This window comes from Streptomyces sp. NPDC050121, assembly GCF_044460385.1.
Lineage (GTDB): Bacteria > Actinomycetota > Actinomycetes > Streptomycetales > Streptomycetaceae > Streptomyces > Streptomyces soliscabiei.
Genome location: NZ_JBITJV010000007.1, coordinates 297,728 through 313,963 on the forward strand (window position 1 = coordinate 297,728; position 16,236 = coordinate 313,963).

A 16,236-nucleotide genomic window follows, 5' to 3' on the forward strand; every position below is an offset into this window, starting at 1 on the left:
GATGGACCGCAAGGGACGGAGTTCTCTTCGTCGGCGCCCTATGCACTGCATCGGCACTGTCGACCAGGTCACACAGTGGCGGGTGTCGACCCATGTAGGCCGGCTCGTTCAGATCACCCCGGCATCCGCCTCGCCGAGCACCGGGGCGGCGCTGACCGAGGATAATTAAATTACACTCATAATACTGTGCATGGAGACGATGGATCGCAAGCGAGCCCTCGCAGTCGACCGCACTCCACGACGCGCAATGAACACCCCCGAGTGAGGGGGCGCCGCGCCACCCAGCACGGCACCTCGCCGCCGAACGGGCAGCCACTGGAGCCTCGAATCTATTGAAGTGCGATCGAAATACAATATGGCGAGGGCGCCCGCCAAGAGCAAGCAGCCCCTCCGGCGAGCAAAGGAGCGCGCGGTGCGCTACGGGACGAGCACAAGCAGGCGACCCGGCAGCGGATCATCGAGGCGGCCGGACGCCGGTTCAAACGGGACGGCATCGACGGCTCGGGCATCTCAACCCTCATGACGGAAGCGGGGCTGACCAACGGCGCCTTCTACACCCATTTCACGTCGAAAGACGACCTTGTGGCCACCGCGGTCGCCGACCAATTGCAGGCGCAGAACGCGAGCATCGTCGCGCAGGCGGCACCCGGTCGCGCAGGACTTGAGCAGATCGTGCGCTGGTACCTGTCCGCCCAGCATCGCGACAGCTCCGACGACGGCTGCCCCTCCGCCGCCCTGCTCGACGAAATCCGGCGCTGCACAGACCCGACCAAGCAGGCTTACACCGACGGCGTACTGATGGTCATCGACGGCATCGCCGCCCGCCTGGCACCCGACGATCCCCTCTCGGTCCGCACCAAGGCGCTCGGCGCCTACGCCATGATGGCCGGGACACTCCAGCTCTCCCGAGCCCTCACCGACCGGCAGCTTGCCGACGAACTGCTCGAACAGGGCATCCACAACGCCTTCGCCCTGCTGGGCGTGGAGCATGGGCACTCCAGCCCCGCGATGTGACACACCCGTGGGTGGTGCCTCAGGGCCGTGGCGCCCTTTGGGTGAGCGGCTCGAGGCACCCGTTCACTGACGCGACCTCGCCTTCTGCCTCACCCCATGAACGCGAGAGCGTTCTCGATCCCCAGCTCAAGGACCTCATCGGCGCGCTTCTGGTCGGACAGGGCGCGGGACAGCTGCATCGTCCCCACCAGCATGGTGAACAGCCCGATGGCCTTGGCCTGAGCGGACCGCGGGTCCTCGGGTGTCAGGCGGGCGGAGATCTCCTCCAGGATGGCCCGCGCGCCGTCGCTGTAGGCCTGCCTGGTCCCGTCCTCGCAGCGGCCGATCTCGTCGAGAAGGGCGGCGGAGGGGCATCCGAGGCCGGGGTGGTCCCGGTGCTCGGGGGACAGGTACTCGCGAATGAGGTCCTCGAGTCCCGGGCGGCCGGGTCGCAGGGTGCCGTACCTCGCGATCTGCGTGTGCAGTTCCTCGGCCACGACATGGGCGACGAGGTCGTCCTTGGACGCGAAGTGGGCGTAGAAGGCTCCGTTGGTGAGCCCCGCGTCCGCCATCAGCGTGGAGATGCCCGAGCCGTCGATGCCGTCCTGCTTGAACCGGTGGCCGGCCTTCTCGATGATGCGTCGCCGCGTCACCTGCTTGTGCTCCTTGGCGTAGCGCACCACGAGCTTCCTCCGTTCGCTCCGTAAGGCCCATGCTTCGCACTCAAGGGTAATCCATGGCCTGACGCGCGTAATATCATGACCGGCGTGCCCATGTCCGGCGTCCGCATGACCGGCGTACTCACGACCGGATGCGGGCACCGGGTCCGAGTCGGGCGGTGACTTCCGCGGCGGTAAGGGTGGAGTGCTCCGCGGAACACTCGACGACGACGCGGACCGGGGCGTCGCAGTCAGTGTGACGGATGTCCAGTACGGGCCCCTCGGGGCCGAGGGCGTACGCCTCGCCCCACTGGCTCAGCGCCATCAGGACAGGCCACAGATCCCAGCCCTTGCGGGTCAGGCGGTACTCGTTGCGGGAGCGGCTGCCCGGCTCCCGGTAGGGGACGGTCTTCAGGACGCCGGCTGCGATCAGCTTCCGGAGGCGGTCGCTGAGGACGGCTTCCGACAGGCCGATGTGGCGGTGGAAGTCGTCGAAGCGGCGGACTCCGTTGACGGCGTCACGCAGGATCAGCAACGTCCATTTCTCTCCGACCACGTCGAGCGTGCGCTGGACGGGGCAGTTCTCCGTGCTCGCCTCAAGCCACTCCATCCCGCCATCCTAAGAGTCTGGCTTCGTCATTGACAGTCAGGTGAGCGGGAAACTAGCTTCATTTTCAAAAGTCAGATGGAAGGTGCCCGGTCGTGGGACGAACGCGTACGTATCAATGGGAAGATCCCGCGATCCTGGCGGAAGCCGCCGGGCGCATGGCCGGCATCGACTTCCTGCGTGAGTTGCAGGCGGGGCGACTGCCGGGGCCGCCCATCAATTACTCCATCGACTTCACTCTGAGCGAGGTGGAGCCCGGCAGGGCGGTCTTCTCCCTGACACCGGGTGAGGAACACTACAACCCGATCGGCAGCGTGCACGGCGGCATCTTCGCCACCCTGCTCGATTCGGCGGCTGGTTGCGCAGTCCAGTCGACCCTTCCCCAGGGCGTTGCGTACACCTCGCTCGACCTCACGGTGAAGTTCCTGCGACGGATCACCGTGGACACGGGTACGGTACGCGCCATCGGCACGGTGGTCAGCAAGGGCCGTCAAACCGCCCTGGCTCAGGCGCAGTTGGTCGACGGCACGGATCGTCTGCTCGCCCATGCCACCAGTAGCTGCATGCTCTTCCCGGTGCCTCCCTCGCAGAGGTGAGCCTCGGCGGCGACCGGTATCGGTCTGGGCCGTGATGCCGGACTCCCTCGATCTCGGCGCAGAACGCCGGAGTGCGAGGTGAAACGACTGCGGCGCACGTCGGTGGCAGCCCGATGACTCCTCGGGTCGCCGGCCGCCGTGCGCCGCAGTCGTGCCCAGGTGCCCGAAGGGGATGATTCCTTCGGGCACCGGGCTGCTCTTCGTCAGGCTGCGTGGGTGGGGTAGTCGGTGTAGCCGGCCGCGCCGCCGCCGTAGAAGGTGGCGGGGTCGGGGGTGTTCAGGGGGGCACCGGAGCGTACGCGCTCGACGAGGTCGGGATTGGCGAGGGCCATGGTGCCGACGGTGACGACGTCGGCCAGACCATCCTCGACGTCCTTGGCGCGGGTGGCGATGTCGGCACCGGCCCGGTTGAGGATCAGCGTGGTCGGCCACAACTTGCGGAGGGTGAAAAGGAGTTCCTCGTCGCCGCCGTGGCCGATGTGCAGGTAGGCGAGGTTGAGGGGGGCGAGGGCGCGCAGGAGGTGCGGGTAGAGCTCGTGCGGGTCGCTCTCCGCCAGGTCGTTGAGCTTGAAGGGGTTGCCGGGAGAGATCCGGATGCCGGTGCGGCCGGCGCCGATCTCGTCGGCCACGGCCGTGGCGACCTCCACCGCGAAGCGGATGCGGTTGTCGAGGGAGCCCCCGTACTGGTCGGTGCGCTGGTTGGCGCTGGGGAAGAGGAACTGGTTGACCAGGTAGCCGTTGGCCCCGTGGATCTCGACGCCGTCGGCGCCGGCCGCGATGGCGGCCGCGGCGGCGCGCCGGAAGTCGTCGACCGTCGCGGCGACCTCCTCGGTGGACAGCTCGCGCGGCTCCGGCATCTCCTGGAGCCCGGACGGGGTGAACGTCTGGCCGGCCGGCTTGATCGCGGAGGGTGCCACCGGCTGCCGGTGGTGGGGGGTGTTGTCCGGGTGGGAGATGCGCCCGGTGTGCATCAGCTGGATGACGATGCGTCCGTCGGCCTTGTGTACGGCGTCGGTGACCTTGCGCCAGCCGGCGATGTGATCCTCGGTGTAGATACCCGGGGTCACCGGGTAGCCCTGGCCGTCGGCGGAGGGCTGGGTGCCCTCGGTGATGATGAGGGCGTGCGAGGCGCGCTGGGCGTAGTACTCGGCGTTCAGCTCGGTCGGCACGCCGTCCGGGGTGGCCCGGCTGCGGGTCAGGGGTGCCATGGCCAGCCGGTGCGGCAGGGCGATCTCTCCGACGACGGTCGGGTTCCACAGGGCGTTGAGCATGGGTGATTCCTCGGGTGATGGGTGGTGGTTCCAAAAGGGGCGGGGGCGGACACCGCGTGGACGTGGATACCGGCTCTACTGCTTCCGGGTCCGAAGACGGACCCGCCCTCCGCCCGCCCGCCCGCCCGCCGAGTCGGAGTCGGCATCGGCATCGGCATCGGCCTATCAAAGTACGATCATAATACTATGCGTTCGGGTGGGTAGTGGCAAGTGGGTCCCGGCATGGGGCACGAAGCCGCGCGGCGCAGCTCGCGCAAGAACCTCACGCCAGAGCGGATGGGAGTTCTGCAACCGAAGCTGGGATCGCCCTGCTCCGCCCAGATGACCTTGCCCTCGCGGTTGTGCCGCGTGCCCCGGTGTTCGGTGGGCTGGGCGAGGAGGAGCAGGCCCCGGCCCAAAGATCATCCGCAGTTTGACCGGGGCTCTTGCCGTAGCGGATGGCGGTCGTCACCAGTTCGCTGACCACGAGTTCGGTGGTGCAGGTCAGTTCTTCCAGCCCTCAGGCGGTCAGTTGATCGGATGCCTGGACGCGGGCCGTGGAGACGACTGCCGGGTCGCTGGGGAGACCCCAGGTCGCGACATGATCGGCGTCAAAGGCTCCGGTGGGGCAGTCCGCCGGGCGCGGCCGCCCACCGTAAGCCAGGGAAGGCGACAGTCGATCACGGGGTGTGACCGGCGCGGCGGAGAACAGGGCGCAAGGCCTCGATGACACCGGGGTCGTCCACTGTGGAGGGGATGGGTTCGTCGTGCCCGTCGGCGATGCCGCGCATGGTTTTGCGGAGGATCTTTCCCGAGCGGGTCTTGGGCAGGGCGGCTACTACCGTGACGTCCTTGAGGGAGGCGACGGCGCCGATGCGTGTCCGCACGAGCTGGACGAGTTCGGCCTCGACCTCGCCCGGTTCGCGGTCGGTGCCGGCTTTGAGGACGACGAAGCCGCGCGGGATCTGTCCCTTGAGTGCGTCGGCGACGCCGATGACGGCGCATTCGGCGACGTCGGGGTGGGCGGCCAGGGCCTCTTCCATGCTGCCGGTGGACAGCCGGTGTCCGGCCACGTTGATGACGTCATCGGTGCGGCCCATGACGAAGACGTAGCCGTCGTCGTCGATGTGACCGCTGTCGCCGGTCAGGTAGTAGCCGTCGTAGGCGGAGAGGTAGGAGGCGACGTACCGGTCGTCGTCCTGCCAGAGCGTGGGCAGTGCGCCGGGCGGCAGCGGGAGCCGCACGACGATCGCGCCGTCGACGCCTGCGGGCACCGGCTCGCCCGAAGCGTCGAGGACCCGGACGTCCCATCCCGGCAGCGGGCGGGTGGGAGACCCGGGCTTGAGGGGAGCCGCCTCGATGCCGACCGGGTTGGCGACGATGGGCCAGCCGGTCTCGGTCTGCCACCAGTGGTCGATCACCGGGATGCCCAGCAGATCGCTCGCCCAGTGGTAGGTCTCGGGATCGAGGCGCTCGCCGGCGAGGAAGAGGTGGCGCAGGCCGGTCAGGTCGTAGCCCGCGGTGAGCGTTCCCTTCGGGTCCTCCTTCCTGATCGCCCGGAACGCGGTGGGTGCCGTGAACATGGTCCTGACCCCGTACTCGGCGGCAACGCGCCAGAACTGGCCCGCGTCCGGGGTGCCCACCGGCTTGCCCTCGTACAGCACCGTCGTCGCGCCGACCAGCAATGGCGCGTAGACGATGTACGAGTGGCCGACGACCCAGCCGACATCGGAGCCGGTAAACATCGTCTCGCCCGGGCCCACGTCGTAGACGGCCCCCATCGACCAGTGGAGGGCGACCGCGTAGCCGCCGCAGTCACGCACGACTCCCTTGGGCTTTCCGGTGGTTCCGGAGGTGTAGAGGATGTAGAGGGGGTCGGTTGCGGGGACGGGAACACAGTCGGCCGGCGGCGCGGCAGCCACCAGGTTGGCCCAGTCGAGATCGTGAGGCCCCAATTCTGCTGTCTCCTGCGGGCGTTGCAGGATCACGCTCTTCTCCGGCTTGTGGGCCGCGAGTTCGATCGCCTGGTCGAGCAGGGGCTTGTACGCGATGACACGCTTGCCTTCGATGCCGCAGGAGGCGGAGACGACCACCTTGGGGGCGGCGTCGTCGATGCGCAGCGCGAGTTCGCGCGGGGCGAACCCGCCGAAGACGACCGAGTGGACCGCGCCGATACGTGCGCAGGCCAGCATCGCGACAACGGCCTCGGGGACCATCGGCATGTAGACGACCACGCGATCGCCGTGCCCCACCCCGAGTTGCACGAGTGCTCCGGCGAAGGCCGCCACCTCGTCCCTCAACTGCGTGTAGGTGTAGGTGCGCCGGGTGTCGGTCACGGGTGAGTCGTAGATGAGTGCAGCCTGTTCGCCGCGGCCGGCTTCGACGTGCCGGTCGACCGCGTTGAAACAGACGTTGAGCCGACCGTCGGGAAACCAGCGGTAGAAGGGGGCGCCCGAGGAGTCCAGGGCGCGTCGTGGGGCGACATCCCAGTCGATGCCCTCCGCCGCCTTCAGCCAGAAGTTCTCCGGGTCCTCGGTACTGGAGCGGAAGACATCCTCGTACGTTCCCATCGCGCACTCCTTTGTGGCATCAAGGGACGGTGGCGGGGCTGCTTGCGGAACGGTGTCGGACACAAGTACCGCATGCCGGCCTACATGGTCGAGCAGGATGCCGACGACCGGCGGACCGGTCACCGGCATCGCGGTGGTACGGCGGTCCGGCCGAAAGGCCGCTCCGCCCGGTGTGGCTTCAGCTCACGCGCCGAGGTGCTTGCGGAGCCACTGACCCATCTGCTGGATCGCCTCGTCCACCTCGGGTACGCGCCCCGCGCCCAGGACGAACGAGTGCTGTCCCTCGGGCATCGGGTGGACCTCGGAGGTGACCTTGAAGTCCTTGAGGCGACGGCCCAGTTGGGCGCCGTCGTCGGCGAGGGTCTCGTACTCGCCGTAGTGGACGGTCGTGGGCGGCAGGCCGGTCAGATCGGCGTTCACGAGGCTGATCTTCGGATCGGCGAAGTCCACTCCGGGCTCCTGGAGCCAGGCTCCACGGAAGAGCTCAAGAGTGTTCCTGCTGAGCATCTTGTCGTTGTCTTCGTTCTCGTCAACCGACGCGTTCTGGATGGTGAGGTCGGTCCACGGCGAGACGCTGACGATCGCGCCCGGGGTCGCCTCCCCCTGCGCGAGCAGGCGCAGCGGGAGCATCACCGCGAGGGTGCCGCCGATCGAGTGGCCCGTGCTGCCGATGTTCCGCGGCTCGTAGCCCTGCGAGAGCAGCCACCGGTACGCCGTCTCGGCGTCGTCGAGCTGCGCCGGGTACGGGTGTTCGGGCGCCAGGCGGAAGTCCACGACGAGAGAGCGGGCTCCCGCCGCCTTCGCGATATGGCCCGCAGCCTTGCGGTCCGAGTGCATCGAGGCGGTGACCGACCCGCCGAAGTGGAAGTGGAGCAGAGCCCGGTCGGGATCGGCTCCGTCGGGGATGGCCCAGAGGGCGGGGACGCCGCCCGCGTCCACCTCGGCGTACGTGACGCCTTCCGGCTCGGTCGACGCCTTGTGGTTGGAGTCGACGATGTCGCGGATGACGGCCAGGTCGAGGCCGGGTGTCGACGACTTCGCGCTCACGCCCGCCAGGAACTCCGCGAACTCGTGTGCCTCTGGGCTTGCTCCCATGGTGGTGCTCCTTCGCAGGTTGCTGCCACGCCCACGTCCCGCGTGCAGCCAGGTTGATGTGCTGGTCCTGACGCTATCGGCTGAGTATAGAAAAGTAAACCCAGGGGGGGGGGTCGGGATCACCTCTGGTTGCGGGGGCGCGGCGGCGCTGTGCGGGCGACCCCCGGCACCGGCGTCGACGCGCTCTCCGCCTCGCCGCAGAGCTTGGAGATCACTCACGCCCTGCTGGCCCGGGGCAGGCAGCAGAGGTTGCGCGAGTGCCTTGACACCGAACTCACTCTCACGCGCACGACCATCCGCACGCCGGACTTCCTGGAGGGCGTCCGAGCGGCCTTGGTCGACAAGGACCGCAGTCCCACTGGGAACCTGAGGCGCAGGGCGGAAAGACCCTGCTGGCCTGAGCATTTGCGCCGTGAGCAGGTTCTCAGAGCTGACCGGGGCGAGGCGGAGCTTGCCGAAATCAGCGTGTGGTTCGATCGGCTGTAACGCACTTGGCCGGGTGTGCAGGGTTATGGACACGGTTTGCGGCTGTCCGGTGTCCGGACTGCCGGACTGCCGGACTGCCGGTCTGCTGGACAGGATGTTCTTGCCGAGTTGCGCGGCGCGGATCGCGGTGACGTGCCCGCGGTTCCGGCGCCGATGGTGACGACGCCGTAGTGCGTGCTCACGAAGTGCCTCCGTTCCGGGGAGATGGTCGGCTCGTGGAGTGAGCGGTCATGCGGCGCGGATGTGCGACGCCAGGGTGGCGTGGATCTGGTCGCGGATGTCGGCGAGCACGGCTTCGTCGCTGCGGTGCAGGCACACGGTGGCGGTGGTGCTGATGTGGATGATCGCGGTGATCACCCGCGCCAGCGTTGCCGCGTCGGCGGCGCCGATGTACTCGTTGCGGGCGAGCAGGCCGGTGATGCCGTCCTCGAGACGGCCGGCAAGGGTCAGACCCGCTTGCCGGTAGGGCTCGGCCGGGTCGCCGAAGACGAGTTCGTGCAGGTATGTGCGGCCGTTCTCGATGTGCTCCCTCACGCACTGCACCACGGGGCGGATGAGGGCGATGACCAGCTCCAGCGCGCCCTGTCCGACGGCGGCGTTCGCGGCGGCGAAGCCGGAATCGATGGCGGCGGCGAACTTCTCGTTCTGCACCATGATCAGCAACTCGGCCTTCGTGGACGCGTACAGGTAGAGCGTCCCGATCGCGACATCGGCTCGGCGGGCGACCTGCTGCGTCGTGACTCTGCCGACGCCGTGTTCGATGAACAGCTCGCGGGCTGCGGTCATGATGCGCTCGCGCTTGGCCTGTTTGGCCAGCTCGCGGCGCCCGATCGGCATGTGACCGCTTCCCATGGGGACCTCCCTTGACAATATTTCTGAGTGGACTCATAGTTGAGTGTACTCGGATTGATTGAGCGAGACGAGGCCTCGGATGTCGCACCGGGTTCGCCGATCCAGTCTCAGACTTGAATAAATAGGACAAATATTAGGAGTGGCGCCCCATGAGAGCGTTCGTCGTCACGAAGTACAAGGAGCCGCTGCAGGAGGCGGAAGTCCCCGAGCCCACCGTGGGAGAGCACGACGTGCTGGTCCGGGTGGAGGCCGCCGGGCTGAACCCGCTGGACGAGAAGATCCGCGCCGGTGAGTTCAAGCAGATCCTGCCCTACAAGCTGCCACTGATCCTGGGCAACGACGTCGCGGGCACCGTCATCGGTGTCGGGACGGCGGTTCGCGGCTTCAAACTCGGAGACGAGGTCTACGCCCGGCCCGCCCAGGACCGCATCGGCACGTTCGCCGAGCGCATCGCCGTCGCGGAGGGCGACGTGGCGCTCAAGCCCGCCTCGATCAGCATGGATGAGGCCGGGTCGCTGCCGCTGGTGGCGCTCACGGCGTGGCAGGCGCTGGTGGAGCGCGGGAAGGTGCGGCCCGGGCAGAAGGTTCTCATCCACGCCGGCGCCGGCGGGGTCGGTTCGATCGCGATCCAACTCGCCGCGCACCTCGGTGCGAGCGTCGCCACGACCGCCAGCGGCTCCAACGCGCACTTCGTGCGCGCGCTCGGCGCGGACACGGTGATCGATTACCGCACCCAGGACTTCGAGCAGCTCCTGACCGGCTACGACCTGGTGTTGGACAGCATCGGTGGGGAGACTCTCGAGAAGTCCCTGCGGGTGCTCAAGCCCGGCGGCAGGGCCATCGGGATCGCCGGTCCCCCGGACCCCGCGTTCGCCCGCGAGGCCGGCCTGAACCCGCTGCTGCGCCTCGCGGTCGCAGGCCTGAGCCGCAAGATCCGCAAGCAGGCGAAGAAGCTCGGCGTGACGTACGAGTTCCTGCTCATGCGCGCCAGCGGCGACCAGCTCCGCCAGATGACCACCCTCATCGACGAGGGCGTGGTGCGTCCGGTCGTGGGAAAGGTGGTCCGCTTCGACGAGACCCCGCAGGCGCTGCAGTCCCTGTCCCAGGGCGGCATCCGCGGCAAGGCCGTCATCGGCAACAGCTGACCCGCCGCAACCGCGACGTCGGCAACAGCTGACCCGCCGCAACCGCGACGTCGGCAACAGCTGACCCGCCGCAACCGCGACGGGCGACACAAAACAGACCAGGAGAATCCGCCATGAGCAGCACCGACACCCCGAACGAAGCCGTCATCACCTCCTACGCGAAGGCCCCGGCCCGCACCGTCAGTGCCGGTGGCGTCACCTATGCCTACCGCGAGCTGGGACCGAAGGGCGGCATCCCCGTCGTCTTCTTCGTCCACCTCGCCGCGACCCTGGACAACTGGGACCCCCGCATCATCGATCCCATCGCGAAGGGCCGTCACGTCATCGCCTTCGACAACCGCGGCGTCGGGGCGTCCAGCGGCCAGGTGCCGGACAGTGTCGAGGCGATGGCCGACGACGCCTACACCTTCATCAGGGCGCTCGGGTACGACAAGATCGACGTCTTCTCCTTCTCCCTCGGCGGCATGGTCGCCCAGGCCCTGGTGGTCAAGCACCCCGAGCTCGTCCGCAAGCTCGTCCTCACCGGCACCGGGCCCAAGGGCGGCAAGGACATGGACAAGGTCGCCAGAGTCACCTACTGGGACATCCTGCGTGCCACGTTGACCCGTTCGGACCCCAAGGAGTTCCTGTTCTTCAACCGCAATGCCACCGGCAAGCCCGCCGCACGCGCGTTCGTCAACCGGCTCAAGGAGCGCACCGTCGACCGCGACGCGGAGATCAAGACCAAGGCGTTCCAGACACAGCTGAAGGCGATCAAGAAGTGGGGGCGCTCCGCCCCCGACAACCTGTCGTCGATCACGCAGCCCACCCTGATCGCCAACGGCGACAACGACCGCATGGTGCCGTCGGTCCTGTCGGAGGACCTGCACCGGCGCATCAAGGGCAGTGAGCTGATCATCTACCCCGACTCCGGGCACGGCGGCATCTTCCAGTACCACGACCGGTTCGCCCCCGTGGCGGTCGATTTCCTCGCCCCATGACAACGCGTCAGTCCAGGAAGAGAAGGGCACCATCATGAGCGCGTCACCGGCCGTCGCGCCCCTGGCAGTGAAGAAGCCTCTCACCTCCTCGATCCTGCTGTGGGTGCGGACCGACCAGCCCCGCCAGACCGGCATGGACCACTGGAAGGGCCCGCACTCAGGGATCATCTCCGCCACCCCGGGCCTGGAGGAGTACCGGCAGATCCACCTCGCCGAGCACAACCCGGGCCGGTGGCCGGCCACCGACGGGGTCCAGACCGCGATCCCCGCAGACCGGAAGATCGACGGCGTCGCGGAAGTCACCTTCCAATCGGCGCTCGCACCCCTGAAAGGGCGCAAGCAGACGAAGCTGGCCTACGCCGACGAGATCAACGTCTTCCGCCGCACCCTTCTCTACGCCGGCCCGCCGAACTCATCCCGCTGGTACGACGTCGCAGGCCCCGGACAGCCGGTCGGTGCCCGCGCTCTGATCTACCTGCGCCGCAGGGACGGCGCCGGCGCCGGCGCCTTCCGAAAGTTCGTCAACGAGCAGCTCGCTCCCGCGCTCGCCGGCACCGGAGTGCTGACGGAACTGCGCACCCAGACGTTCCTGCCCTGGAGCGAAAAGCTCTGGGACACCCCGAACGTCGCCCACGACAACCCCCACGACCAGCGCTTCCACGCCTCCCTCAGCCTCGGGTTCACCGACACCGCAGCACGGGACGCCTTCTTCACCGGCAACGCGATCGAGGACCTGTCCGACCGGCTGGCATCGCAGGTCTCCGCGATCCACGCCTACGACGTTACCGCCGCCCTCACCTACGTCAAGAACGGCGAGATCCTCCCGCACTACGAGGAGTGAGCAGCGCGCAGACGGGAAGCGGGACCGCCGGATCTGCTCGGCAGATCGATCCGCCCCGGCTTCCCGGCCCTCCTCGCGCCCCCGTCGCCATCTGTTACCCACCACGCATCCGGAGCCAGCCATGAGCGAGCCCAGCACCATCCACTACGAGCGCACCTCACCGCAGATCGCGAAGATCACCTTCGCCAACCCGCCCGTCAACCTCATCGTCGGCGAGACCGTCCTGCGCCTCATCGAGATCGTCACCGAACTGGCCACCGACCCGGACATCCAGGTCGTGCTGTTCGACAGCGCCACCCCCGACTTCTTCTACAACCACTTCGACCTGGCCGCCGCCGCCGACTTCCCCGCCCCCGAGGACCCGGACGCGGTGCCGGCATGGACGAATCTGGTCCTGGAACTCTCCAAAGCGCCCTACATCACCATCGCGGTCATCCGGGGACGCACCCGCGGCGGCGGGAACGAGCTCGCCCTCGCCCTCGATCTGCGCTACGCCAGTCGTGAGAAGGCGATCTTCGGACAGCCCGAGGTCGGCAGCGGACTGCTGCCCGGCGGTGGTGGCAGCGAACGCCTCCCCCGGGCCATCGGACGCGACCGCGCCCTGGAAGCCATCCTCACCAGCGACGACTACGACGCCGACACCGCCGAGCGTTGGGGCTGGGTCACCCGCGCCCTCCCCGACAGCGAACTCGACGCCTTCGTCGGCACCGTCGCCGCCCGGCTCGCCTCCTTCGACCGCACCTCACTCGCCTCGGCCAAAGCCCAGATCAACCGGGCATCCCTGCCCCCGGACGCGGACCTGGTCGCCGCGTACGGCGAGTTCACCCACTCCCTCACCCTCCCCGGTTTCCTCACCCGCGCCGCCGGCACGCAGGCCGTCGTCGAACAGGCCGGCATCGACTTCGAGTACCGTCTCGGGCACTACATCGGCATCGCCAACCAGCAACGCTGACCACCCATCAGAAAACGAGGACGGACGCAGCCGATGCCGCGTCCGTCCTCTTTTGCCGCGGGGCCCACCTGATTTCCGACGTCTTCGGCACCGTGGTCGACCGGCGCACCAGCATCGCGGGCGAATTCGAACGCGTCGGCGCCCGCGTCGCGGCACAGGCCGATTGGCCAGGACTCACCACCCAGTGGCGCAGCCTGTACCGGCCGACACCGCTGCGAGTGGCGGCGGGGGAAGTGCCCGGCGGTCGCTGGACGAACTACACCGGATGATGCGCGGACGAGTGCGTGCCGAGCATGGCCGACCAAGGCTTCACCGACACCGACACCGACACCGACACCGACACCGACCGGGCCGACCTCGCGGTGCCTGGCACCGCCTGAGCCCGTGGCCCGACAGCCGCGATGGTCTGTCACCACGGCGGTGCCCCGCTGCTGACCGGGCTGCTGCCGGATCGACCGCCGATGTCATCCGCCGCTCGACGGCCGCGACGGTGCACCCCTTCTCGACACCGGCCAGCCAAGAACGCCATGGATCACGGGGCCCGACGTGAAGAGATCACATCGGGACCGGAGAACAAGCTCAGGCGTTCGTGCCGCGCAGGTTCGGGTAGAGCGCCTCGACCGGGCCGCTCAGAGCCGCTTTGACCCCCTGGGTCAACTCGTCGGCCAGGACCTCGTATTCGCCGGCCTCGACGGCGTCGTAGACCGTCGTCACCAGCTGCGTCGGCAGCATCTTGGGTCCGTCAGCGTGCGCGGCCATGCCGGTGTCGACGTAGCCCATGTGCACACCCGTCACGTGGACGCCCTTGGGTGCGAGCTCGATGCGCAGCGAGTTGGTGGCCGACCACAGTGCGGCCTTGGACGCGCTGTAGGCGCCGCCGAAGGCGTACCAGCTGGCAACGGAGTGCACGTCGATGAGGATCGACCCCTTCTTGGCGGCGAGGATCGGTGCGAAGGCGCGTGCAAGGAGGACCGGTCCGAAGAAGTTCGTCTCCATGTTCTCCCGGATGTCCGCCTCGGTGACGTCCAGCAGGCTCGCGCTCGGCGGGGTGGCGCCCGCGTTGTTGACGAGCACGGTGACGTCCGCCGCGGCGGAGACGGCCCCGGCGATCGATGCGCGGTCGGTGACGTCAAGGGCCAGGGGGACGATGCGTTCGTCGTCCCAGGCGCGGGGGGGAACGGGCAGTGGCGTAGACCTTGGCGGCGCCGCGAGCCAGGGCGTCGTGGACGAAGTGGGTGCCGATACCGCCATTGGCGCCGGTGACGAGGACGACTGCTCCATCGAGAGAGGGCATGGGTTCCTACTTTCCGAGGGGGATGTGAAGTACGTGGCTGCGCACGGATGGAGCAAGGACACGTCGCCCCGCGATGGGAGAATGAACGGAGCCACATTCGAGCCCACATGGTATTGAGTACAATCATAACTGATTACAGTCAGAATCTATTCCTGGAGGACACGGCCATGCCTGTCGGACGGCGCGAGCGGAACAAGCAGGAGAAACTCGACCGCATCGTCGCCGCCGCCAGTGAGCTGTTCGCCGAACACGGCGTCGATGAGGTCACGACCCAGCAGATCGCCGACAAGGCCGACATCGGCACCGGGACCCTGTTCCTTTACGCCAAGACCAAGGGTGAACTCCTCCTGCTCGTGCAGAACGCCAAGTACGCCGAAGCGCTCGAGCAGGGCCGGGCGGACGCCGAGACCGTCCCGGGCGTGCTGGACGCGGTGATGGTGATCGTCCGGCCGATCGTGGAGTGCAACCGCACCCAGATCGACAACGGACGCACCTACCTGCGAGAGATGGTCTTCGGCGACCCCGAGGAGCCCCGGCACGGCGCGGCACTCGCCATCGTCGCGCAGACCGAGGAGACCGTCGCCGCCGTGCTGCGCCGAGACGAGCGGGTCGCAGAGGGCGACGCCGCGAAGCTGGCACACATCGTGTCCGCCGTGATGTTCCTCAGCATGGCGGCGAGCGTGAACATCGCCTTGAGTGTCGAGGAGATCGTGCAGGACATCCGGGGGCAGGTTGAGGTCCTGCTGCCTCGCTGAAGCGTGGCCCAGCCTCAGGCGCAGGTGACCATCCGGGCAGTCCTCGGCTGCGGCATGGCCCGAATCCCCAAATGACAGGTCATCCGGCCGTTGCTGCTCATGCCCGCATGACTGGACGGGTGGGGCGGCCGGCCGGAGGGCTACCGTCACCGCGTGCTGCTGGGATTCCGGAGGCGGTGCTGCGCTGTGACCAGCGGCCCGGCGATCTGGCCGGCGGGAACGGGGTGCACCGCACCATCGTGAGCCGGTGGGTGCGCGAGGTCGTGGGCCTGCTGGTCGCCCGCGCCCCGCGCCTGGACCGCGCGTTGAAGAAGATCGCCCGAAAGGGCGGCGGGGTGGTCCTGCCGGTGTTCGTACTGAGGCGACTGGGAGCTGGCCTCGTGCTGCGCATGGTGCTGAGCTGGGCTTGCGTCGGTCGGCTGCGGTCAGGCTTCTGGACTCCTTGCCGCCGGCTGGTCGCTGTTGCCCTGTGCCAGTGACGCGAGAATCTCCTTGCGGCAGACATCGAGGATTTCGTCCGCCAGCGGAGAACCGTCCGGGCATGCCCGCGACAACATGATCGCGCCGACCGAGTGGGCGAGCATGTCGATCACCATCATGCGGGCCGCGCGCTGGTCCGCATCCCCCGGCGTATCGCTTTGGGGCTGAAGGGCCGTCAGCAGATTCTCGATCCCGGCTGCGAACTCTGTTTTGATGTCCGCCGGCTGACGTGCGGCGTCGCCGCCGAGGGCCGCGATGGTGCAGCCGTCACCGCGCCCGTCGCGATGCTCCCGCGAGACGTAGCGCTCGACGAACTCGGCGGGATCCAGGCCTTCTGACCGTGCCACGGTCTGCGAGAGCCCGCTTGCGGACGCTTCGGCCATCAGGTCGGCCTTGGAGCGGAAGTGCTTGTAGAACCCGCCATGGGTGAACCCGGCGGCTGCCATCAGTTCTGCCACGCCGACACCGTCATAGCCGCGCTCACGGAACAGCCTGGAGGCTGTCGCGACGATGTGGGCGCGGTTCTGCTCTGCCTGTGCCTTGGTGACCCGCATGTTCAGCCGTCCCTTCGTCGGTCGACGCTCGACGGTCCAGCATACATAGATGTCGATCGTCATCAAAGAGCTTGACTTTTTAGATGACGATCGTCATCGTATTGTTCATCCCCTCCAGAAAGGCTCA

15 protein-coding genes and 3 pseudogenes are annotated in these 16,236 nt (G+C 68.2%); 9 read left to right on the forward strand and 9 right to left on the reverse strand.

The genetic code is table 11. From position 1 onward, the window contains the following. Positions 1 to 453 precede the first annotated feature (453 nt). Positions 454 to 1,014 carry a TetR family transcriptional regulator gene (locus ACIBTS_RS14045; protein ID WP_399319309.1) on the forward strand — a complete coding sequence of 187 codons (561 nt, stop codon included), beginning with the start codon at positions 454 to 456 and terminating at the stop codon, positions 1,012 to 1,014. A gap of 89 nt (positions 1,015 to 1,103) precedes the next feature. Here the strand turns inward: ACIBTS_RS14045 and ACIBTS_RS14050 are convergent, their stop codons facing one another. Together ACIBTS_RS14050 and ACIBTS_RS14055 are read right to left on the reverse strand one after the other, a co-directional pair. After that, positions 1,104 to 1,676 carry a TetR/AcrR family transcriptional regulator gene (locus ACIBTS_RS14050; protein WP_399319231.1) on the reverse strand — a complete coding sequence of 191 codons (573 nt, stop codon included), beginning with the start codon at positions 1,674 to 1,676 and terminating at the stop codon, positions 1,104 to 1,106. 118 nt (positions 1,677 to 1,794) lie between these two features. Further along, complete coding sequence (locus tag ACIBTS_RS14055; protein ID WP_399319233.1) at positions 1,795 to 2,262, reverse strand: winged helix-turn-helix transcriptional regulator; 468 nt, start codon at positions 2,260 to 2,262, stop codon at positions 1,795 to 1,797. Positions 2,263 to 2,354: 92 nt separating this feature from the next. Between ACIBTS_RS14055 and ACIBTS_RS14060 the strand changes: the two genes are divergently transcribed. Continuing rightward, a complete protein-coding gene (locus ACIBTS_RS14060; RefSeq protein WP_399319235.1) occupies positions 2,355 to 2,855 on the forward strand; it encodes a PaaI family thioesterase in 501 nt (166 codons plus the stop codon). Between the two features lie 203 nt (positions 2,856 to 3,058). On the opposite strand, the gene ACIBTS_RS14065 is transcribed toward ACIBTS_RS14060, so the two are convergent. The 4 genes and pseudogenes from ACIBTS_RS14065 to ACIBTS_RS14080 form a co-directional block, all read right to left on the reverse strand. Then, entirely contained in the window at positions 3,059 to 4,126 is a 1,068-nt protein-coding gene (locus ACIBTS_RS14065; RefSeq protein WP_399319237.1) for an alkene reductase, read from the reverse strand. Positions 4,127 to 4,302: 176 nt separating this feature from the next. Beyond that, positions 4,303 to 4,730: pseudogene (locus ACIBTS_RS14070) on the reverse strand (hypothetical protein); the annotation flags it as partial. 55 nt (positions 4,731 to 4,785) lie between these two features. After that, positions 4,786 to 6,675, reverse strand: a complete 1,890-nt coding sequence (locus ACIBTS_RS14075) for an AMP-binding protein (RefSeq protein ID WP_399319239.1) — start codon at positions 6,673 to 6,675, stop codon at positions 4,786 to 4,788. A gap of 183 nt (positions 6,676 to 6,858) precedes the next feature. After that, positions 6,859 to 7,770, reverse strand: a complete 912-nt coding sequence (locus ACIBTS_RS14080; protein WP_399319241.1) for an alpha/beta hydrolase — start codon at positions 7,768 to 7,770, stop codon at positions 6,859 to 6,861. Between the two features lie 150 nt (positions 7,771 to 7,920). Here ACIBTS_RS14080 and ACIBTS_RS14085 point away from each other — a divergent pair, with 150 nt between their 5' ends. After that, on the forward strand, positions 7,921 to 8,256 hold the full coding sequence (locus tag ACIBTS_RS14085) for an enoyl-CoA hydratase/isomerase family protein (RefSeq protein ID WP_399319243.1): 336 nt from the start codon (positions 7,921 to 7,923) through the stop codon (positions 8,254 to 8,256). A gap of 228 nt (positions 8,257 to 8,484) precedes the next feature. On the opposite strand, the gene ACIBTS_RS14090 is transcribed toward ACIBTS_RS14085, so the two are convergent. Beyond that, a complete protein-coding gene (locus ACIBTS_RS14090; RefSeq protein ID WP_399319245.1) occupies positions 8,485 to 9,108 on the reverse strand; it encodes a TetR/AcrR family transcriptional regulator in 624 nt (207 codons plus the stop codon). A gap of 149 nt (positions 9,109 to 9,257) precedes the next feature. Between ACIBTS_RS14090 and ACIBTS_RS14095 the strand changes: the two genes are divergently transcribed. The 4 genes from ACIBTS_RS14095 to ACIBTS_RS14110 all read left to right on the forward strand — a co-directional run bounded on the left by ACIBTS_RS14095 (position 9,258) and on the right by ACIBTS_RS14110 (position 13,026). After that, a complete protein-coding gene (locus tag ACIBTS_RS14095; RefSeq protein WP_399319247.1) occupies positions 9,258 to 10,253 on the forward strand; it encodes an NADP-dependent oxidoreductase in 996 nt (331 codons plus the stop codon). A gap of 113 nt (positions 10,254 to 10,366) precedes the next feature. Beyond that, positions 10,367 to 11,233, forward strand: a complete 867-nt coding sequence (locus ACIBTS_RS14100; RefSeq protein WP_399319249.1) for an alpha/beta fold hydrolase — start codon at positions 10,367 to 10,369, stop codon at positions 11,231 to 11,233. A gap of 34 nt (positions 11,234 to 11,267) precedes the next feature. Then, positions 11,268 to 12,074, forward strand: a complete 807-nt coding sequence (locus tag ACIBTS_RS14105; RefSeq protein ID WP_399319251.1) for a strictosidine synthase — start codon at positions 11,268 to 11,270, stop codon at positions 12,072 to 12,074. A gap of 121 nt (positions 12,075 to 12,195) precedes the next feature. Next, complete coding sequence (locus tag ACIBTS_RS14110; protein WP_399319253.1) at positions 12,196 to 13,026, forward strand: enoyl-CoA hydratase/isomerase family protein; 831 nt, start codon at positions 12,196 to 12,198, stop codon at positions 13,024 to 13,026. A gap of 579 nt (positions 13,027 to 13,605) precedes the next feature. On the opposite strand, the pseudogene ACIBTS_RS14115 reads toward ACIBTS_RS14110, so the two are convergent. Then, positions 13,606 to 14,320 (reverse strand): annotated as a pseudogene (locus tag ACIBTS_RS14115) (SDR family oxidoreductase). A gap of 167 nt (positions 14,321 to 14,487) precedes the next feature. On the opposite strand from ACIBTS_RS14115, the gene ACIBTS_RS14120 reads away from it, so the two are divergent. Further along, a complete protein-coding gene (locus ACIBTS_RS14120) occupies positions 14,488 to 15,075 on the forward strand; it encodes a TetR/AcrR family transcriptional regulator (protein ID WP_399319255.1) in 588 nt (195 codons plus the stop codon). Between the two features lie 107 nt (positions 15,076 to 15,182). Then, a pseudogene (locus ACIBTS_RS14125) lies at positions 15,183 to 15,419 on the forward strand (IS5/IS1182 family transposase); the annotation flags it as partial. A gap of 81 nt (positions 15,420 to 15,500) precedes the next feature. Here the strand turns inward: ACIBTS_RS14125 and ACIBTS_RS14130 are convergent. Beyond that, positions 15,501 to 16,172 (reverse strand): TetR/AcrR family transcriptional regulator, encoded by a 672-nt coding sequence (locus ACIBTS_RS14130; protein WP_399319257.1) that lies wholly within the window; start codon positions 16,170 to 16,172, stop codon positions 15,501 to 15,503. Positions 16,173 to 16,236 lie beyond the last annotated feature (64 nt).